18 protein-coding genes are annotated in these 18,798 nt (G+C 70.0%); 11 read left to right on the top strand and 7 right to left on the bottom strand.

Annotated features, from left to right (window positions below):
* Positions 1–43 precede the first annotated feature (43 nt).
* From ABT137_RS39985 to ABT137_RS39940, 10 genes are all read left to right on the top strand, one after another.
* On the top strand, positions 44–1,075 hold the full coding sequence (locus ABT137_RS39985; protein ID WP_351716690.1) for an ABC transporter ATP-binding protein: 1,032 nt from the start codon (positions 44–46) through the stop codon (positions 1,073–1,075).
* A gap of 77 nt (positions 1,076–1,152) precedes the next feature.
* Complete coding sequence (locus ABT137_RS39980; RefSeq protein ID WP_351716688.1) at positions 1,153–2,343, top strand: ABC transporter substrate-binding protein; 1,191 nt, start codon at positions 1,153–1,155, stop codon at positions 2,341–2,343.
* A gap of 3 nt (positions 2,344–2,346) precedes the next feature.
* On the top strand, positions 2,347–3,210 hold the full coding sequence (locus ABT137_RS39975) for an ABC transporter permease (RefSeq protein WP_351716685.1): 864 nt from the start codon (positions 2,347–2,349) through the stop codon (positions 3,208–3,210).
* Positions 3,211–3,239: 29 nt separating this feature from the next.
* Positions 3,240–4,055, top strand: coding sequence for an ABC transporter permease (locus ABT137_RS39970; RefSeq protein WP_351716765.1), 816 nt, complete (start codon positions 3,240–3,242; stop codon positions 4,053–4,055).
* A gap of 58 nt (positions 4,056–4,113) precedes the next feature.
* Positions 4,114–5,109 (top strand): LacI family DNA-binding transcriptional regulator, encoded by a 996-nt coding sequence (locus tag ABT137_RS39965; RefSeq protein WP_351716683.1) that lies wholly within the window; start codon positions 4,114–4,116, stop codon positions 5,107–5,109.
* A gap of 141 nt (positions 5,110–5,250) precedes the next feature.
* Positions 5,251–6,600: an ABC transporter substrate-binding protein gene (locus ABT137_RS39960; protein WP_351716680.1), complete on the top strand. Its 1,350-nt coding sequence runs from the start codon at positions 5,251–5,253 to the stop codon at positions 6,598–6,600.
* A gap of 5 nt (positions 6,601–6,605) precedes the next feature.
* Positions 6,606–7,565 carry a carbohydrate ABC transporter permease gene (locus ABT137_RS39955; RefSeq protein ID WP_351716677.1) on the top strand — a complete coding sequence of 320 codons (960 nt, stop codon included), beginning with the start codon at positions 6,606–6,608 and terminating at the stop codon, positions 7,563–7,565.
* Positions 7,562–8,443, top strand: coding sequence for a carbohydrate ABC transporter permease (locus tag ABT137_RS39950; protein WP_351716674.1), 882 nt, complete (start codon positions 7,562–7,564; stop codon positions 8,441–8,443). Before ABT137_RS39955 ends, ABT137_RS39950 begins: the two co-directional genes overlap by 4 nt.
* 31 nt (positions 8,444–8,474) lie before the next feature.
* Positions 8,475–10,082 (top strand): glycoside hydrolase family 13 protein, encoded by a 1,608-nt coding sequence (locus ABT137_RS39945; protein WP_351716673.1) that lies wholly within the window; start codon positions 8,475–8,477, stop codon positions 10,080–10,082.
* 55 nt (positions 10,083–10,137) lie between these two features.
* Entirely contained in the window at positions 10,138–12,315 is a 2,178-nt protein-coding gene (locus ABT137_RS39940; RefSeq protein ID WP_351716670.1) for a discoidin domain-containing protein, read from the top strand.
* On the opposite strand, the gene ABT137_RS39935 is transcribed toward ABT137_RS39940, so the two are convergent.
* The 4 genes from ABT137_RS39935 to ABT137_RS39920 are packed head-to-tail and all read right to left on the bottom strand — an operon-like array spanning position 12,284 to position 15,659.
* On the bottom strand, positions 12,284–13,102 hold the full coding sequence (locus tag ABT137_RS39935; protein WP_351716667.1) for an ABC transporter ATP-binding protein: 819 nt from the start codon (positions 13,100–13,102) through the stop codon (positions 12,284–12,286). The genes ABT137_RS39940 and ABT137_RS39935 overlap by 32 nt on opposite strands.
* A 24-nt stretch (positions 13,103–13,126) precedes the next feature.
* A complete protein-coding gene (locus tag ABT137_RS39930) occupies positions 13,127–13,903 on the bottom strand; it encodes an ABC transporter permease (protein ID WP_351716665.1) in 777 nt (258 codons plus the stop codon).
* On the bottom strand, positions 13,900–14,655 hold the full coding sequence (locus ABT137_RS39925) for an ABC transporter permease (protein WP_502984652.1): 756 nt from the start codon (positions 14,653–14,655) through the stop codon (positions 13,900–13,902). The genes ABT137_RS39930 and ABT137_RS39925 overlap by 4 nt, the downstream gene beginning before the upstream one ends.
* Before the next feature lie 38 nt (positions 14,656–14,693).
* The gene (locus ABT137_RS39920) at positions 14,694–15,659 is read right to left on the bottom strand and encodes an ABC transporter substrate-binding protein (RefSeq protein ID WP_351716663.1); all 966 of its coding nucleotides are present in this window, start codon (positions 15,657–15,659) and stop codon (positions 14,694–14,696) included.
* Positions 15,660–15,861: 202 nt separating this feature from the next.
* Between ABT137_RS39920 and ABT137_RS39915 the strand changes: the two genes are divergently transcribed.
* The gene (locus tag ABT137_RS39915) at positions 15,862–16,584 is read left to right on the top strand and encodes an IclR family transcriptional regulator domain-containing protein (RefSeq protein WP_351716661.1); all 723 of its coding nucleotides are present in this window, start codon (positions 15,862–15,864) and stop codon (positions 16,582–16,584) included.
* On the opposite strand, the gene ABT137_RS39910 is transcribed toward ABT137_RS39915, so the two are convergent.
* From ABT137_RS39910 to ABT137_RS39900, 3 genes are read right to left on the bottom strand one after another with little or no spacing between them, the layout of a single operon-like run.
* Positions 16,535–17,473, bottom strand: a complete 939-nt coding sequence (locus ABT137_RS39910) for a PDR/VanB family oxidoreductase (RefSeq protein ID WP_351716658.1) — start codon at positions 17,471–17,473, stop codon at positions 16,535–16,537. The genes ABT137_RS39915 and ABT137_RS39910 overlap by 50 nt on opposite strands.
* A complete protein-coding gene (locus tag ABT137_RS39905; protein ID WP_351716656.1) occupies positions 17,470–17,640 on the bottom strand; it encodes a hypothetical protein in 171 nt (56 codons plus the stop codon). Before ABT137_RS39905 ends, ABT137_RS39910 begins: the two co-directional genes overlap by 4 nt.
* Positions 17,637–18,701, bottom strand: coding sequence for a Rieske 2Fe-2S domain-containing protein (locus tag ABT137_RS39900; RefSeq protein WP_351716654.1), 1,065 nt, complete (start codon positions 18,699–18,701; stop codon positions 17,637–17,639). Before ABT137_RS39900 ends, ABT137_RS39905 begins: the two co-directional genes overlap by 4 nt.
* Positions 18,702–18,798 lie beyond the last annotated feature (97 nt).

Here is an 18,798-nt window from a genome sequence, read left to right as displayed (position 1 = left end):
TCACCAGGTGCAACGCACGAGAACGGCAGAGAGGTTCCCGCCCATGGAGGCCAGCGCGATCCGGTTGCGGGATCTGCGGAAGTCGTTCGGCGACACGAGCGCCGTGGCCGGGGTCGACCTGGAGATCCGCGACGGCGAGTTCTTCTCGATGCTCGGCCCCTCCGGCTCCGGCAAGACCACCGTGCTGCGCCTGATCGCCGGCTTCGAGACCCCCACCTCGGGCACGATCGAACTCGCCGGGCAGGACGTCACCCGCCGCGCCCCCTTCGAACGCGACGTGCACACCGTCTTCCAGGACTACGCCCTGTTCCCGCACATGAGCGTCGAGCAGAACGTCGCCTACTCCCTCAAGGTCCGCAAGGTCCCCAAGGCCGAACGCCTGGTCCGCGCCCGCAAGGCCCTCGCCGAGGTCCGCCTCGACGGCTACGGCGCCCGCCGCCCCTCCCAGCTCTCCGGCGGCCAGCGCCAGCGCGTCGCCCTCGCCCGCGCCCTCGTCGGACGCCCCCGCGTCCTGCTCCTCGACGAGCCCCTCGGCGCCCTCGACCTGAAACTCCGCGAGCAGATGCAGATCGAACTCAAGGCCCTGCAACGCGAGGTCGGCATCACCTTCGTCTTCGTCACCCACGACCAGGAGGAGGCCCTGACCATGAGCGACCGCGTCGCCGTCTTCCACCAGGGCCGCATCGAACAGGTCGGCACCCCCGCCGAGATCTACGAACGCCCCGAGACCTCGTTCGTCGCCTCCTTCGTCGGCACCTCCAACCTGCTCACCGGCGAGGCCGCCCTGCGCGTGCTCGGCGAGAGCGGCACCCACAGCGTCCGGCCCGAGAAGATCCGGGTCCTCGGCGAGACCGCCGACCCGGACGTGGAAGGGCACGTCGGCGCGCTCGGCACCGTCGCAGAGGTGGTCTACCTCGGCGACGCCACCCGCTTCCTGGTCGACCTGGACGGCGGCGGCCGGCTCACCGCGCTCCAGCAGAACCTCGACACCTCCGCCGAGGACGTCGCCGCCTACCGCGGCACCCGCGTCCGGCTGCGCTGGCAGCGCCGGCACACCGTCCACGTCCCCGACTGAACCGCCGTCCGCCCCCATCGTCCGGATCCGCCGTCCCCGACGTCCGGATGCGCCGTCCCTCACGTATGGAGAACGCCGTGCGCCTCACCCGTCCACTCACCGCGACCGCAGTCGCCGCGCTGCTGCTGGCCGCCACCGCCTGCGGCTCCTCCGGCTCCGGCTCCTCGACCGGCCTCAACCCGCCCGACCTCAAACCCCTCGCCAAGCTGGGCAAGTCCGAGGGCGAGGTCAACCTGATCGCCTGGGCCGGCTATGTCGAGGACGGTTCCGACGACCCCAAGGTGGACTGGGTCACCGACTTCGAGAAGCAGACCGGCTGCCAGGTCAACTCCAAGGTCGCGGCCAGCTCAGACGAGATGGTCAAGCTGATGAAGACCGGCCAGTACGACGCCGTCTCCGCCTCCGGCGACGCCTCCCTGCGCCTGATCGCCTCCGGCGACGCGGCCCCGGTCAACACCAAGCTCGTACCGAACTACAAGGACATCTTCAGCGGCCTGAAGAACGGCGCCTGGAACTCGGTCAAGGGCCAGATGTACGGCATCCCGCACGGCCGCGGCGCCAACCTGCTGATGTACAACACCCAGAAGGTCAGTCCCGCGCCCACCTCCTGGTCGGCCGTCTTCGACGACGCCGGCACGTACAAGGGCCATGTCACCGCCTACGACTCGCCGATCTACATCGCCGACGCGGCCCTCTACCTCAAGGCCACCAAGCCCGAGCTGAAGATCAAGGACCCCTACGCGCTCGACCAGAAGCAGTTCGACGCGGCCGTCGCCCTGCTGAAGCAGCAGAACGCGGACATCGGCGAGTACTGGAGCGACTACCTCAAGGAGATCTCCGCCTTCAAGAGCGGCGACTCCGTCATCGGCACCAGCTGGCAGGTCATCGCCAACCTGGCCGCCGACGAGGGCGCCAAGGTGAAAGCCTTTGTACCCAAGGAGGGTTCCACCGGCTGGTCCGACACCTGGATGGTCTCCGCCAAGGCCAAGCACCCCAACTGCGCCTACCAGTGGCTCAACTGGATCGTCTCCCCGAAGGTCAACGCCGAGGTCGCCGAGTACTTCGGCGAGGCCCCGGCCAACGCCAAGGCCTGCGACCTGACCAGCGACAAGAACTTCTGCACGACCTACCACGCGGCCGACGAGAGCTACTGGAAGAACATCGCCTTCTGGAACACGCCCATCGAGCAGTGCCTGGACGGCCGCACCGACGTCACGTGCGTGCCGTACGCCAAGTGGGTGCAGGCCTGGACCGAGATCAAGGGCTGACCCATGGCCCTGCTCACCCGGACCGCGGGGGCGCTGCACCGGCGCCCCCGGCTCCGCCTCGCCCTGCTGCTGACCGCCCCACTGCTGTGGCTGGCCGTGCTCTACCTCGGCTCGCTGGCCGTGCTGTTCGTCTCCGCGTTCTGGACGACGGACTCCTTCACCTCCGAGGTGGTGAAGGTGTGGTCGACGGACAACTTCCATGAGCTGTTCACGACGCCGGTGTTCCGGCAGGTGATCCTGCGCAGCGTCGGCGTCGCCCTCGCGGTGACCGCCCTGTGCGCCGTGCTCGCCTTCCCGGTCGCCTTCTACACCGCCCGCGTCGCCAAGCCGAGCCGGCGCCCGCTCCTCGTGGTCGCCATCCTCACGCCGCTGTGGGCGAGTTACCTGGTCAAGGTGTACGCGTGGCGGCTGATCCTGTCCGAGGGCGGACTCGCCGACTGGCTGCTGAAGCCGTTCGGGCTGAGCGGGCCGGGCTTCGGGCTGCCGGCCACCGTGCTGACCCTGACCTACCTCTGGCTGCCGTACATGATCCTGCCGATCCACACCGCTTTGGAGCAGCTGCCCGACAACCTCCTCGACGCGTCGGCGGACCTGGGTGCCCGCGCCGGGCGGACCTTCCGGTCGGTGGTGCTGCCGATGGTGCTGCCGTCGGTCGCCGCCGGCTCGGTGTTCACGTTCTCGCTCAGCCTCGGCGACTACATCACCGTGCAGATCGTCGGCGGCAAGACCCAGCTCATCGGCAACCTCGTCTACGCCAACATCGAACTCAACCTGCCCATGGCCGCCGCCCTCGCCACCGTCCCGGTCGTCGTCATCGTGCTGTATCTGCTGGCGATGCGGCGGACGGGGGCGTTGAGCAGCCTCTGACAATCAGGGTGCTATGTCACATGTCACACATGACACTCTCCCGGCCCGCCCGCGTCGCCCTCCGCCTCGCCGCCGCCCTCGGCTTCGCCGTGATCTACGTGCCGTTGCTGCTGGTCCTCGTCAACTCCCTGAACCCGGACCGCAGCGCGAGCTGGCCGCCGCCCGGCCTGACCACCCGCTGGTGGTCGGCCGCCTGGCGCAGCTCCGGTGCCCGTGAGGCGTTGTGGACCTCGGTCAAGGCCGGGCTCGGCGCCACCGCGATCGCCCTGGTGCTCGGCACACTGATCGCCTTCGCCGTCGCCCGGTACCGCTTCTTCGGCCGGGACGCCCTCTCCTTCGTGGTCGTCCTGCCCATCGCGCTGCCCGGCATCGTCACCGGCATCGCCCTCAACTCGGCCTTCAGCACGGTCCTTGAGCCGCTCGGCGTCGGACTCGGCCTGTTCACCGTGGTCGTCGGACACGCCACCTTCTGCGTGGTGATCGTCTTCAACAACGTCGTCGCCCGGCTGCGCCGCACCTCCGGCAGCTACGAGGAAGCCGCCGCCGACCTGGGCGCCGACACCTTCCGCGCCTTCGTCGACGTCACCTTCCCGCTGGTGCGTTCGGCGCTGCTCGCGGGCGGACTGCTCGCCTTCGCGCTCTCCTTCGACGAGATCGTGGTCACCACCTTCACCGCCGGACCGGGCGTCCAGACCCTGCCTCTGTGGATCTTCGACAACATGACCCGCCCGCAGCAGGCTCCGGTGGTGAACGTGGTGGCGGCGGTGCTCGTCCTGCTGTCCGTCGTCCCGATCTACGTCGCGCAACGGCTTTCGGCGGACACGGCGACCGGCAGCCGCGTCTGATCCCGTTCCCTGAGGCGTTACGCAAAAGGCTTGCGTAAATTACGCTACTCTTGCGTGCATGACGCGACGACTTGCGGAAGTAGCCAAGAAGGTCGGGGTCAGCGAGGCCACGGTCAGCCGGGTGCTCAACGGCAAGCCAGGGGTCTCCGAGGCGACCCGGCAGGCGGTGCTCTCGGCCCTCGACGTGCTCGGCTACGAGCGCCCGACCCAACTGCGCGGTGAGCGCGCCCGGCTCGTCGGTCTGGTCCTGCCCGAGCTGCAGAACCCCATCTTCCCGGCGTTCGCCGAAGTCATCGGCGGCGCCCTGGCCCAGCTCGGCCTGACCCCGGTGCTGTGCACGCAGACCAAGGGCGGGGTCTCCGAGGCGGACTACGTGGAGCTGCTGCTGCAACAGCAGGTCTCCGGGGTGGTGTTCGCCGGCGGGCTCTACGCCCAGGCCGAGGCGCCGCACGACCACTACCGGCTGCTCGCCGACCGCAACATCCCGGTGGTGCTGGTCAACGCGGCCATCGAGCACCTCGGCTTCCCGGGTGTGTCCTGCGACGACGCGGTGGCGGTGGAGCAGGCCTGGCGCCACCTCGCCTCCCTGGGGCACGAGCGCATCGGCCTGGTCCTCGGCCCCGGCGACCACGTCCCCTCGGCCCGGAAGCTGGCGGCGGCGCGGGCGATCGGCGACCTGCCGGACGAGTTCGTGGCCCGCGCGATCTTCTCCATCGAGGGCGGCCACGCGGCCGCGTCCCGGCTCATCGACCGGGGCGTCACCGGCATCATCTGCGCCAGCGACCCCCTCGCCCTCGGCGCCGTCCGCGCGGCCCGCCGCAAGGGGTACGAGGTGCCCTCCCGGGTCTCGGTCGTCGGCTACGACGACTCGGCGTTCATGAACTGCACCGAGCCCCCGCTCACCACCGTCCGGCAGCCCATCGAGGCCATGGGCCGGGCCGCCGTCGAACTCCTGAACGCACAGATCGGCGGGACGGTCGTCCCGGCGGAGGAGCTGCTGTTCGAGCCCGAGCTGGTCGTGAGGGGGTCGACCGCGCAAGCGCCGAAAGCCTGAGGCGCAGGAGATCCCATCCGCTGTCGAATAATTACAGATTCTGCGTGACATCTTGCGCGGCGGTGCTGCCGGTGCTTGAGTGTGCGGCGCCCACCGGTCCCGGTGCGGCGCCCAACTGCTCCTGTTCTGGGGGGTCCACCGATGTCCAGCACCGGGTTCCGCCGTGCTCTCGTCGCGTTCGGCGTCTGTTCCTCACTCGCGCTCTCGGCCACGGCCTGCGGGTCGGGCGACGACGCGGGCAGCGGCAAGACGCGCATCACCGTCAACTGCGAGCCGCCGAAGAGCGCCAAGGTCGACCGGTCGTTCTTCGACCAGGACATCGCCGACTTCGAGAAGAAGAACCCGGACATCGACGTCGTCGCGCACGACGCGTTCCCCTGCCAGGACCCGAAGACCTTCGACGCCAAGCTCGCCGGCGGCCAGATGGAGGACGTGTTCTACACGTACTTCACCGACGCCAAGCACGTCGTGGACATCAACCAGGCGGCCGATCTCACGCCGTACCTCAAGGAACTGAAGAGCTACGACACCATCCAGAAGCAGCTGCGGGACATCTACACCGTCGACGGCAAGGTCTACGGCATCCCGCGCACCGGCTACTCGATGGGCCTGATCTACAACCGCAAGCTCTTCCAGCAGGCCGGCCTCGACCCCGACCAGCCGCCGACGACCTGGGACGAGGTCCGCGCGGACGCCAAGAAGATCGCCGCGCTCGGCAACGGGACCGTCGGGTACGCCGACTACAGCGCGCAGAACCAGGGCGGCTGGCACTTCACCGCGGAGATGTACTCGCAGGGCGGTGACGTGGTGTCGGCCGACGGCAAGTCGGCGACCGTCGACACCCCCGAGGGCCACGCGGTGCTGCAGAACCTGCACGACATGCGCTGGACCGACAACACCATGGGCAGCAAGCAGTTGCTGATCCTCAACGACGTGCAGCAGATGATGGGTTCGGGCAAGCTCGGCATGTACCTCTCGGCGCCGGACAACATCCCGATCCTGGTGAAGGAGAAGGGCGGCAACTACAAGGACCTCGCCCTCGGCCCGATGCCCGGCGGCAAGGGCACGCTCATCGGCGGCGACGGCTACATGTTCAACAAGAAGGACACCCCCGCCCAGATCCGGGCCGGCCTCAAGTGGCTCGACTCCATGTTCCTCACCCCCGGTGACGGCTTCCTCGGCGACTACGCCCGCGCCAAGAAGAACAACGCGCCCGTCGGCCTGCCCGAGCCGCGCCTGTTCACCGGCGCCGCCGACGCCAAGGACCAGGCGGTCAAGAAGGCCAACGCCAACGTGCCGGTGGAGAACTACCAGGCGTTCCTGAACGGCAACCAGTCCCTGCAGATGAAGATCGAGCCGCCGGACGCCCAGCAGATCTACTCCGTCCTCGACGGCGCCGTGTCCGCGGTCCTCACCAAGAAGGACGCCGACATCGACCAGCTCCTCAAGGACGCCAACGACAAGATCGACGGCATCCTGGCCCGGGGCTGACCACGATGACCAAGACGGCCGCACGACGACCCGCCGCCACGGCGGCGGTCGCCGTAGGACAGGCCCCGGCGCCGCCCCCGGCAGGGGACCGGAGGCGGCGCCGGATCACCGACCAGGTCCGCGCCTACGGGTTCCTGATCGGCGGACTGATCTGCTTCGCCCTGTTCTCCTGGTACCCGGCGATCCGCGCCGTCGTGATCTCCTTCCAGAAGTACACGCCGGGCTCGTCCGCCGAGTGGGTCGGCACCGCCAACTTCACCCGGGTCCTGCACGACCCCGAGTTCTCGGCGGCCTGGCGCAACACCCTCACCTTCACGCTGCTGGCCCTGCTGATCGGCTTCGCGATCCCGTTCGTCCTCGCCCTGGTCCTCAACGAACTGCGGCACGCCAAGGCGTTCTTCCGGGTCGTGGTCTACCTCCCGGTGATGATCCCGCCGGTGGTCAGCGCCCTGCTGTGGAAGTGGTTCTACGACCCCGGGGCCGGCCTCGCCAACGAGACGCTGCGCTTCCTGCACCTGCCCACCTCGAACTGGACCAACGGCACCGGCACCGCGCTCGTCTCCCTGGTGATCGTGGCCACCTGGGCCAACATGGGCGGCACCGTCCTGATCTACCTGGCCGCCCTCCAGTCCATCCCCGGCGAGCTGTACGAGGCCGCCGAACTGGACGGCGCGAATCTCCTCCAGCGCATCCGGCACGTGACGATCCCTCAGACCCGGTTCGTCATCCTCATGCTGATGCTCCTTCAGATCATCGCCACCATGCAGGTGTTCACCGAGCCGTTCGTCATCACGGGGGGCGGCCCGGAGAACGCCACGGTCACCGTGCTCTACCTGATCTACAAGTACGCCTTCCTCTACAACGACTTCGGCGGCGCCTGCGCGCTCAGCGTGATGCTCCTGGTGCTGCTCGGCATCTTCTCCGCCGTGTACCTGCGGCTGACCCGGTCCGGGGAGGACGGATGAGCAGCGCCACCCGCACCCTGATCTCCCCGGCGACCCTGGCGCGCCCGCGCGGGAGGGCGGCCTACTGGACGGTCTTCACGGGGGTCGTCGTCCTTTTCGCGCTCGCCTTCCTGTTCCCGGTGTACTGGATGGTGACCGGGGCGATGAAGTCACCGGACGAGATCGCCCAGACCCCGCCCACCGTCATCCCCAAGCACTGGCACCTGTCCGGCTACACCGACGCCTGGGACCTGATGCAGCTCCCGGAGCACCTGTGGAACACGGTGGTGCAGGCCGCCGGTGCCTGGGCCTTCCAGCTGGTGTTCTGCACGGCCGCCGCCTATGCCCTGTCGAAGCTGAAGCCGGCCTTCGGCAAGGTGATCCTCGGCGGCATCCTGGCCACCCTGATGGTGCCGGCCCAGGCCCTGGTCGTACCCAAGTACCTGACCGTCGCCGATCTGCCGTTCATCCACACCAGCCTGCTCAACGACCCGCTCGGCATCTGGCTGCCGGCCGTCGCCAACGCCTTCAACCTCTACCTCCTCAAGCGGTTCTTCGACCAGCTGCCCCGCGACGTGCTGGAGGCCGCCGAGATCGACGGCGCCGGAAAGCTGCGCATCCTCTGGTCCGTGGTCCTGCCCATGTCCCGCCCGGTCCTCGGCGTCGTGTCGATCTTCGCCCTGGTCGCGGTCTGGCAGGACTTCCTGTGGCCGCTGATGGTCTTCTCCGACACCGACAAGCAGCCCATCAGCGTGGCCCTGGTCCAGCTGTCGCAGAACATCCAGCTCACCGTGCTCATCGCCGCGATGGTGATCGCCAGCATCCCGATGGTCGCGCTGTTCCTCGTCTTCCAGCGGCACATCATCGCCGGGATCAGCGCGGGCAGCACCAAGGGCTGACGGCCCTTCCTCCGACAGAAAGGTTCGCCCAGTGGGACAGCCCAGCCATGCCCCGAAGGACCAGGACTGGTGGCGTTCGGCCGTCATCTACCAGGTGTACGTCCGCAGCTTCGCCGACAACGACGGCGACGGCACCGGCGACCTCGCGGGCGTCCGCGCAAAGCTGCCGTACCTCGCCGAACTCGGCGTGGACGCGCTGTGGTTCAGCCCCTGGTACCCGTCACCCATGAAGGACGGCGGCTACGACGTCGCCGACTACCGGGCCATCGACCCGGCCTTCGGCACCCTCGCCGAGGCCGAGAAACTCATCGCGGAGGCGCGCGAGCTGGGCATCCGGACGATCGTCGACATCGTCCCGAACCACGTGTCCGACCAACACCCGTGGTTCCAGGCGGCACTGGCCGCCGGGCCGGGCAGCCCGGAGCGCGAGCTGTTCCACTTCCGCCCCGGCCGCGGCCCGAACGGCGACCTGCCGCCCAACGACTGGCCGTCGCAGTTCGTCGGCTCCACCGAACCGGTCTGGACCCGGCTGCCCGACGGCGAGTGGTACCTCCACCTCTTCACCCCGGAACAGCCCGACCTCAACTGGGCCCACCCGGCGGTCCACCAGGAGCACGAGGACATCCTGCGCTTCTGGTTCGAGCGGGGCGTCGCGGGCGTCCGCATCGACTCGGCCGCCCTGCTCGCCAAGGACCCGGACCTGCCCGACCTGGCCTCGCACCCGCACCCCCACCCCTTCGTCGACCGCGACGAACTCCACGACGTCTACCGCGCCTGGCGCGCGGTCGCCGACGCCTACGACGGTGTCTTCGTCGGCGAGGTCTGGCTCCCCGACGCCGAACGCTTCGCCCGCTACCTGCGCCCCGACGAACTCCACACGGCCTTCAACTTCTCCTTCCTGTCCTGCCCCTGGGACGGGGCCCGGCTGCGGACCTCGATCGACACCACCCTCGCCGAGCACGCCCCGGTCGGCGCCCCCGCCACCTGGGTGCTGTGCAACCACGACGTGACCCGTACGGCCACCCGGTACGGCCGCGAGGACACCGCCTTCGACTTCGCGGCCAAGGCCTTCGGCGTCCCGACCGACCTGGAGTTGGGGACGCGCAGGGCCCGTGCGGCCGCGCTGCTGTCGCTGGCCCTGCCCGGCGCGGTGTACATCTACCAGGGCGAGGAGCTGGGGCTGCCCGAGGCCGACATCCCGGCCGACCGCATCCAGGACCCGATGTACTTCCGGTCCGGCGGCACCGACCCCGGCCGGGACGGCTGCCGGGTGCCGCTGCCCTGGGCGGCCGGGGCGCCGTACGCGGGCTTCGGCTCACGGGAGGAGCCGTGGCTGCCGCAGCCGGCCGGCTGGGAGTCGTACGCGGTCGACCGGCAGCAGGACGACGCCGGTTCCATGCTCGCCCTGTACCGGCGCGCCGTCGCCCTGCGCCCGCGCTTCGGGGACGGCCCGCTGACCTGGCTGCCCGCCCCCGAGGGTGTGCTCGCCTTCACCCGCGGCGAGGGCGTGACGTGCGTGGTCAACCTGGGCGCCACCCCCGCCGAGCTCCCCGCCCACTCCGAACTCCTGCTCAGCAGCGGCCCGTTGGACGACGAAGGCCGGCTGCCGCAGGACACGGCGGCCTGGCTGACGAACTGAGCCGCCGGTACCGCTCGCGCTATCCCCGTCCCCCCACCTCCGAAGGGATCAGCACATGCAGCGCAGCACAACCAGAACTGTCAGGAGCATGCCAGCCGCGGCGGCCGCCGTGGCGCTCGCCGCGGGCATGCTCGTCGCCCTCGCGCCCGCCGCCCACGCGGCCGCGGGCGCGAGCCTCCCCTTCACCTCGGTGGAGGCGGAGTCGGCGACCACCACCGGCACCAAGATCGGCCCCGACTACACCCAGGGCACCCTCGCCTCCGAGGCCTCCGGCCGCCAGGCCGTCCGCCTGACCTCCGGGCAGCGGGTCGAGTTCACCGCACCCCAGGCGTCCAACGCCGTGAACCTGTCCTACAGCGTGCCCGACGGCCAGACCGGCACCCTGAACGTGTACGTCAACGGGGTCAAGCTGGCAAAGACCCTGGCCGTCACGTCGAAGTACTCCTACGTCGACACCGGCTGGATCGCCGGTGCCAAGCAGCACCACTTCTTCGACAACGCCCGGCTGCTGCTCGGCCAGAACATCCAGGCCGGCGACAAGGTCGCCTTCGAGTCCACCGGCACCCAGGTCACCGTGGACGTCGCCGACTTCGAGCAGGTCGCCGCAGCCGCCGCGCAGCCCGCCGGATCGGTGTCCGTCGTCTCCAAGGGCGCCGACCCCAGCGGCAACGGCGACTCCACCCAGGCCTTCCGGGACGCCATCTCCGCCGCCCAGGGCGGGACGGTGTGGATCCCGCCGGGCGACTACAAACTGACGTCCTCCCTGAGCGGCGTCCAGAACGTGACCCTCCTTGGCGCCGGCAGCTGGTACTCGGTCGTGCACACGTCCCGGTTCATCGACCAGTCCAGCTCCTCCGGGAACGTCCACATCAACAACTTCGCGGTCATCGGCGAGGTCACCGAACGCGTCGACTCCAACCCGGACAACTTCGTCAACGGCTCGCTCGGACCCAACAGTTCGGTCTCCGGCATGTGGATCCAGCACCTCAAGTGCGGGTTCTGGCTGACCGGCAACAACGACAACCTCGTCGTCGAGAACAGCCGCATCCTCGACACCACCGCCGACGGCCTCAACCTCAACGGCAACGCCCACGGCGTCCAGGTCCGCAACAACTTCCTGCGCAACCAGGGCGACGACTCCCTCGCCATGTGGTCGCTGAACTCGCCCGACTCCAACTCCAGCTTCACCGGCAACACCATCTCCCAGCCGAACCTGGCCAACGGCATCGCGATCTACGGCGGCACCGACATCTCGGTGAAGAACAACCTGATCTCCGACACCAACGCCCTCGGCAGCGGTATCGCCATCTCCAACCAGAAGTTCCTCGACCCGTTCTCCCCGCTGTCCGGCACCATCACGGTCGACGGGAACACGCTGGTGCGCACGGGCGCGATGAACCCCAACTGGAACCACCCGATGGGCGCGCTGCGCGTCGACTCCTACGACAGCGCCATCAACGCCACCGTCAACATCACCAACACCACGGTCACCAACAGCCCGTACAGCGCCTTCGAGTTCGTCTCCGGCGGCGGGCAGGGGTACGCGGTCCGCAACGTCAACGTGACCGGCGCGACCGTGCAGAACACCGGGACGGTGGTGGTCCAGGCCGAGGCGCAGGGCGCCGCCGCCTTCCGCAACGTCACCGCCACCGGAGTCGGCGCGGCCGGCATCTACAACTGCCCCTACCCGGCGAACTCCGGCTCCTTCGCCCTCACCGACGGCGGCGGCAACTCCGGCTGGTCCAGCACCTGGTCGGACTGCTCCACCTGGCCGACGCCGGGGCAGGGCAACCCCGACCCGGACCCGAACCGCAACCTCGCCAAGGGCCGCCCGGCGACCGCCACCGGCTCGCAGGACGTCTACACCCCCGGCAAGGCGGTCGACGGCGACGCGAACAGCTACTGGGAGTCCACCAACAACGCCTTCCCGCAGTCGCTGACCGTCGACCTCGGCGCCTCCTACGCGGCCCGGCGGGTGGTGCTGAAGCTGCCCCCGTCCTCGGCCTGGAGCGCGCGGACCGAGACCGTCACCGTGCTGGGCAGCACCGACGGGTCGAACTATTCGACCGTGGTGGGCTCCACGGGCTACCGCTTCGACCCGGCCACCGGCAACACCGTCACCGTGCCCCTGCCCAGCTCCACCAACCTGCGCTACCTGCGGCTCACCGTCACCGCCAACGACGGCTGGCCGGCCGGCCAGTTCAGTGAGGTGGAGGCGTATCTGACGTCGTGACCGGGTCCTCCCCCCGGGGAACCCCGCGCTTCGCCGCCTGGATCTGCTCGTACACATGGGTCCGCAGCTCGGCGAAGCGCGGGGCGACCCGTGTGTGCAACTGGTCGCGCTCGTCCGGCAGATCGACCTTCAGCTGTTCCTGGACGACGGTCGGGGAGGCGGAAAGGACGATCACCCGCTGTCCCAGGTAGACCGCCTCGTCGATGTCGTGCGTGACGAACAGGATCGTGATCCCGCGCTCCTGCCACAACCCCCGGACCAGGTCTTCCAGATCGGCCCGGGTCTGCGCGTCCACGGCCGCGAACGGCTCGTCCATCAGCAGGACCTGGGGCTCGTAGGCGAGGGCGCGCGCGATCGCCACCCGCTGCTGCATACCGCCGGAGAGCTGCCACGGGTAGGCGCCGGCGGCGTCCGCGAGACCGACCGAGCCGAGCGCGTCGGCGACCAGCTCCTTCCGCCGCTCGCGCGGCAAACGCTTCTGTTTCAGCGGGAGTTCGACGTTCTCGGCGACCCGCATCCAGGCGAACAGGCTGCGGCCGTACTCCTGGAAGACGAACGCCATCCCGGGCGGCGGCCCGGTCACCTTCCGCCCCTGCAGGAGGACTTCACCACCGGTCGGGGTGAGCAGGCCGCCCATGCACTTCAGCAGGGTGGTCTTGCCGCAGCCCGACGGGCCGACCAGACAGACGAGTTCGCCCGCCGCCACGGTGAAGGTGAGGTCCCGCACCGCCTCGATGCGGCGGCCGGATCCGTCGTAGACCTTCTTCAGGCCGCGTACGTCGAGCATGGACCGCCCCTTCGCGAGGTTCATTCAGGACCGCCGGGTTGTCGCGCGCAGCCCGTGGTACCAGCCGAGCACCCGCCGCTCGACCGCCTGGAAGACCACCGACAGCACGAAGCCGAGCAGGCCCAGCAGCAGGATCCCGGTCCACATGTCGGGGATCGCGAACTCGCGCTGGAACTGCACGATGGTGAAACCGAGCCCGTTGCTGGCTGCGAACATCTCGCTGATGACCATCAGGATGATCCCGATCGACAGCGCCTGCCGCAGGCCCGCGAAGATCTGCGGACTCGCCGAACGCAGCACCAGCGTACGCAGCCTTGCCGTGCCCGTGATGCCGTAGGAACGCGCCGTCTCCGCCATCACCGGGTCGACCGCCCGGACGCCCTCGACCGTGTTCAGCAGGATCGGCCAGACGCAACCGCTGGCGATCACCACGATCTTCATGGCGTCGCCGATGCCCGCGAACAGCATGATGACCGGGACGAGGACGGGCGGCGGCACCGCCCGCAGGAACTCCAGGACCGGTTCGCACACCGCCCGCACCCGCCGGTACGAGCCGATGACCGTGCCCAGGGCCACGCCCACGACGGCCGCCGACGCGTACCCGGCGAGCAGCCGCAGCACACTGCGCAGCAGGTCCTCACGGAGCCGCTCGCCGGTCCACACGTCCGGGAAGGTCCTCAGGATCGTGCGCAGCGGCGGCCAGTAGACGTTCGTGCTGCCGGCGGAGGCCAGCCACCACAGCGCCACCAGGACGGCGGGCAGGACGAGGACGTACCCGACCCTCAGCAGTACGTTCCTCACACCGCCACCTCCCCGCGCACCGACTGGTGCCAGGCCAGCGCCCGTCGCTCCACCGACCGCGCGCCCACGTTGATGGCCAGCCCGAGCAGCCCGGTCACCACGATCAGGGCGTACATGTCCGGTACCGCCTGCGAGGCCTGGGCCACCGCGATCTGCTGCCCCAACCCCGGCGCCCCGATGACGAGTTCGGCGGTGATGGTGAGGATCAGCGCGACCGCGGCGGCCAGCCGGACGCCGGTCATCACGTACGGCAGCGCGGTCGGCCACAGCACGTGCCGGATCCGGGCCCAGGTGCCGAGACCGTACGACCGCGCCGTCTCCTCGGCGACCGGGTCGACGTCCTGGACGCCGTACATCACCTGGATCAGCACCTGCCAGAAGGAGGCGTAGACGACGAGGAGGAGGACCGAGCGGAGTTCGGTGCCGTAGAGGAGGATGGCGAGGGGGATCAGGGCGACCGAGGGGATCGGGCGGAGGAACTCGATCGTGGAGGCGGTGGCCGCGCGCAGGTGCGGGACGACCGAGAGGACGACGCCGGCCACGATGCCGGCGCCGACCGCGACGGCCAGGCCCACCGCCCAGCCGGTGAGGGTGTCGCGGAGCGCCGACCAGAAGGCGCCGTCGGCGAGTTCGGTGCCGAGGGCGCGGGCGATCCGGCTGGTCGGCGGGAAGTAGTCCGCCTTGACCAGGCCGAGCCGCGGCACCGCCTCGCCGAGGGCGAGGAAGGCCGCGAGCCCGCCCGCGCCGAGCATGGCGTTCAGACCCTTCACGGGACCCTTCACGGGTTTGGTCACGGCAGCAGCTTGTCCAGGTCGGGGGCCGTCTTGAAGAGGCCGTCCTGCTCGCTGAGCTTCTCCAGCGTCTCGATCGACGAACGGTTCGCCTCGGCGGGCCACTTGGGCAGCGTCACCTTCGCCAGGACATCCGCCGGGGTCTTGGTGTAGGTGGTGACGATCTGCCGGACCTCGTCCGGGTGCGCGTCGGCGTAGGACAGCGACTCCGCGACGGCCTCCTGGAACTTCTTCACGACGGCCGGGTTCTTCTGCGCGTACGACGTCGACGTGAAGTACATGGCGACGGTGAGGTTCTGGCCCACGTCGACCAGCGGCGAGGCGATCTCGCTGGCGCCCTGGAGCTTCATGGTGGCAAGCGCCGGTTCGACGGCCATCGCCGCGTCGATCTGGCCCTTGTCGAGCGCGGCCGGCATCTGGTCGAAGGCGAGCTCGACGAAGTTCACCTTGTCCGGGTCGCCGCCCGCCTTGCGCACGGACTCGCGTACGGCGGTCTCGTTGATGTTCTTCAGCGTGTTGACGGCGACCTTCTTGCCCTCCAGCTGCTTCGGCGACGTGATGCTGCTGCCCTTCTTCACGACGAGCCCGCCGAAGTCCTTGCCGGCCACGCCCGTCGAGGCCACGCCGTTGGCGATCGCCTGCACCGGCACGCCGTTGGACTGCGCGATCATCAGCGAGGTCATGTTGCTGAAGCCGAACTGGAACTGACCACTCGTCACACCGGGCACGATGGCCGCGCCGCCCTGCGCGAGGGTCGTCGACAGCTTCAGGCCGCGCTTGCTGAAGAAGCCCTCCTTCTGGCCGAGATAGAGGGGTGCCACGTCGACGATGGGGATGATCCCCACCTTGACCGTGGTGGTGCCGCCCGACGAGGTGGCGGTGGACGACGAGCCCCCGGAGGAGCCGCAGGCCGCCGTGGCGAGCAGGAAGGTGCCGGTGGCGAGACCGGCGAGCAGACGACGCATGGCTCCTCCTGTGCAGACAACGGTGTTCCGACAGGCTGTGCGCACTGCGCACAGTGGTGCTCGATCGGGGGGTGCTGAGCGGGACGGTAGAACCGGCCGGAGGAGCGGGTCAATGGGCTTGGCTGACAAAATTGTTGACAGTTATCGAACCGCGCTCTCACCGTGTTCCGGGTGTCGGCCATGTCGGACCGGGGAGGCGATGATGCCCGTGAACGCCCGTGCACCGCACTTCGTGAGGTCCTTCGAGCGCGGCCTGGCCGTCATCCGCGCCTTCGACGCCGAGCACCCGGCGCGCACGCTCAGCGAGGTGGCCCGCGCCTGCGACCTGACCCGCGCGGCCGCCCGCCGCCTGCTGCTCACCCTCGCGGACCTGGGCTACGTCCACTCGGACGGCCGCCTGTTCCGCCTCACCCCGCGCATCCTGGAACTCGGCTACGCCTATCTCTCCGGCCTCGACCTGCCGCGCCTCGCCGCCCCGCACCTGGAGCAACTCGCGTCACTGGTGGGGGAGTCGGCGGCGCTGTGCGTCCTGGACGGGGACGTGGTCGTGTGCGTCGCCCAGGTTCCGGCCCGGCGGGTCATGGCGGCGGCCGTCGCGGTGGGGGCGCGCTTCCCGGCGCGCGGTACGGCGGTGGGCCGCGCGATGCTGGCCGATCCGCCGGGAGCCGGACACCCGGAGGAGTACGTGCTGCTCGACGGCGACCCCGAGGACGGCGTGACGTCACTGGCCGCCCCGGTCCGCGACCGGAGCGGCCAGGCGGCGGCCGGGGTGAGCCTCGCGGTGCACTCCGGGCGGATGTCCGTCACGACGGTCCGCCGCGATCTGCTGCCACGTCTTCGGGCGGCCGTGGCGGCGATCGAGGCGGACCTGCGGATCACAGATCCAGCACCAGGCGCCCCCCTCGGCACCGCGACACGCAGATGAGCATGGTCTCCCCGGCCGCCCGCTCCTCCTCGGTGAGCACCGAGTCCCGGTGGTCCGGGTCGCCTTCGAGGACATCCGTCTCACAGGTCCCGCAGGTGCCCTCGGTGCACGAGTAGAGCACCTCGACCCCGGCGGCCCGGACCGTGTCGAGCACGGAGACGCCGGGCGCGACGGTGAGGGTACGACCGCTCTGCGCGAGGACGACCTCGAACTCCCGCTCCTCGCCCGCCGCTTGGTCCTTCGGCCGGAACCGCTCGACCCGCAGCACCCCGGCCGGGCAGCGCGCCTCCACCGCGTCCAGCAGCGGCCCCGGACCGCAGCAGTACACGAGGGTGCCGTCCGGGACGTCGTCGAGCACGGCGGCCAGGTCCAGCAGCCCGGACTCGTCCTGCGGAACGACGGTGACCCGCTCGCCCCCGTACCGCGCCAACTCATCGGTGAACGCCATGGACCGCCGGGTCCGGCCGCCGTACAGCAGCGTCCACTCGGCGCCCGCGGCCTCGGCGGCGGCGAGCATCGGCAGGATCGGGGTGATACCGATGCCGCCCGCGACGAACCGGTAGCGGAGTGCGGGTTCGAGCCGGAAGTGGTTCCGCGGCCCGCGCACCCGCACCTTGTCGCCGACGCCCAACTGCTCGTGGACGTGGGCGGATCCGCCCCGCCCGTCCGGCTCCCTGAGGACCGCGATCCGCCAGCGTGACCGGTCCCCGGGATCCCCGCAGAGCGAGAACTGCCGCTCCAGCTCCGGCCCGAGCACGACATCGACATGTGCTCCGGGAACCCAGCCGGGCAGTTCCTCGCCCAGCGGATGCCGCAGAGTCAGGGCGACTACTCCCTCGGCCGCCGACACGCGTTCCGTCACGACGAGTTCGGCTTCGTACAGGCTCATGAGGTGCGCTCCGGAGGCTGGTGGCCTTCAGGGTGGCCGAGCATCCACTCCCACATCTCGACCGGGTCCTGGGCGGTGTGCTCGGCGCCGCAGTGACAGGTGCCGTGCAGGACGTCGGTGCCCGGCAGCCAGTCGATGCGGTAGATCTCACCGGTCGGCGTGCTCACAGGACCTTCTCCACGGGCTTGTCGCCCTCCTCGACCAGCCGCGCGAGGATACGGCGGGCGGCCAGGCCGCCGGTGTCGATGTTGATGCTCAGCTCCTGGTAGCCGGCCCGCTCCGAACCCAGCGTCCGCTGCAGGAGGTTGAGGGCGTCCACGTCCTGCATGACCACCGTGTGGTTGTTGCTCCGCAGGAACTCGGTGACCTCGGCGTCGTCGGTCGCCCAGTCCCGGGAGACCATCCAGAAGTCGTACACCTTGCCGTCCGAGGACGGGGTGATCGCATAGGTGATCTCGGTGTGGAAGCCGTTCGGGTCGCTGCCGTCGGCCTCCGGCACCACGCCGGTCGGCGCGATCCGGCTGTGCAGCAGGTACAGGCACGGTGCGTGGTACTCGATGTCCTGCCAGCGCGTGATCCGGCCCTCGATCCCGGTCGAACGGGCGTAGAACGGCGGGCACTCGGCGTCGTCCATGTGCCGGCTGACCCGCACGATCCCGGCGCCCTCGTCGACCTCGGTGGTGATGGGCGTCTCGGCGACCTCGGGGGTGCCTATGTACCCGCCGTGCAGATAGGTCTCGTGGGAGAGGTCGAGGAGGTTGTCGACGAGGAGGCCGTAGTCGGCGTCGATGGGCTCCATGCCGCGGACGGTCAGCCACCCGGGGGAGTCGAGGTGCCGGGCCCGCGGGACGGTGTCCGCGTCGGCGAGCGCCGGGTCGCCGACCCACACCCACACCAGCGAGTCCTGCTCGACCACCGGGTAGGAGGCGACCCTGGCGGTGCGCGGGATGCGTTTCTGCCCCGGCACGTACACGCACGCGCCGGTCCGGTCGTAGGTGAACCCGTGGTACCCGCACACGATCCGGTCACCGTCGAGCCCGCTCTCCGACAGCGGGTAACGGCGGTGCACACAGCGGTCGCTGAGGGCGACGGGCGTACCGTCCTCCTCCGCCCGGTAGAACACGAGGGGTTCCCCGAGGATCGTCCGCCCGAGCAACTCGCGCCCGACCTCGTGACTGTAGGCGGCGACGTACCACTGGTTCCTGGCGAACGCGGTGATGTGCGGCATGGCAGTTCCCGTCCCTGTCGGCGGGGCTCCGTCGCCCCGCGGCCGTGGTGGGAATCAGGGTCGTGACTCCTGTGCGGGCCCGGCAAGGCAGCTTCTG

The organism is Streptomyces sp. NPDC001980, assembly GCF_040296885.1.
Classification (GTDB): Bacteria; Actinomycetota; Actinomycetes; order Streptomycetales; family Streptomycetaceae; genus Streptomyces.
Note: the sequence above shows the minus strand (reverse complement) of the source record. Positions and strands in the feature narration are given on the sequence as shown.

Coding starts and splice junctions, on each gene's coding strand:
- ABT137_RS39985 (WP_351716690.1), top strand. CDS start 44: ATGGAGGCCAGCGCGATCCGGTTGCGGGATCTGCGGAAGTCGTTCGGC.
- ABT137_RS39975 (WP_351716685.1), top strand. CDS start 2,347: ATGGCCCTGCTCACCCGGACCGCGGGGGCGCTGCACCGGCGCCCCCGG.
- ABT137_RS39970 (WP_351716765.1), top strand. CDS start 3,240: ATGACACTCTCCCGGCCCGCCCGCGTCGCCCTCCGCCTCGCCGCCGCC.
- ABT137_RS39965 (WP_351716683.1), top strand. CDS start 4,114: ATGACGCGACGACTTGCGGAAGTAGCCAAGAAGGTCGGGGTCAGCGAG.
- ABT137_RS39960 (WP_351716680.1), top strand. CDS start 5,251: ATGTCCAGCACCGGGTTCCGCCGTGCTCTCGTCGCGTTCGGCGTCTGT.
- ABT137_RS39955 (WP_351716677.1), top strand. CDS start 6,606: ATGACCAAGACGGCCGCACGACGACCCGCCGCCACGGCGGCGGTCGCC.
- ABT137_RS39950 (WP_351716674.1), top strand. CDS start 7,562: ATGAGCAGCGCCACCCGCACCCTGATCTCCCCGGCGACCCTGGCGCGC.
- ABT137_RS39940 (WP_351716670.1), top strand. CDS start 10,138: ATGCAGCGCAGCACAACCAGAACTGTCAGGAGCATGCCAGCCGCGGCG.
- ABT137_RS39935 (WP_351716667.1), bottom strand. CDS start 13,102: ATGCTCGACGTACGCGGCCTGAAGAAGGTCTACGACGGATCCGGCCGC.
- ABT137_RS39925 (WP_502984652.1), bottom strand. CDS start 14,655: ATGCTCGGCGCGGGCGGGCTCGCGGCCTTCCTCGCCCTCGGCGAGGCG.
- ABT137_RS39920 (WP_351716663.1), bottom strand. CDS start 15,659: ATGCGTCGTCTGCTCGCCGGTCTCGCCACCGGCACCTTCCTGCTCGCC.
- ABT137_RS39915 (WP_351716661.1), top strand. CDS start 15,862: ATGCCCGTGAACGCCCGTGCACCGCACTTCGTGAGGTCCTTCGAGCGC.
- ABT137_RS39910 (WP_351716658.1), bottom strand. CDS start 17,473: ATGAGCCTGTACGAAGCCGAACTCGTCGTGACGGAACGCGTGTCGGCG.
- ABT137_RS39900 (WP_351716654.1), bottom strand. CDS start 18,701: ATGCCGCACATCACCGCGTTCGCCAGGAACCAGTGGTACGTCGCCGCC.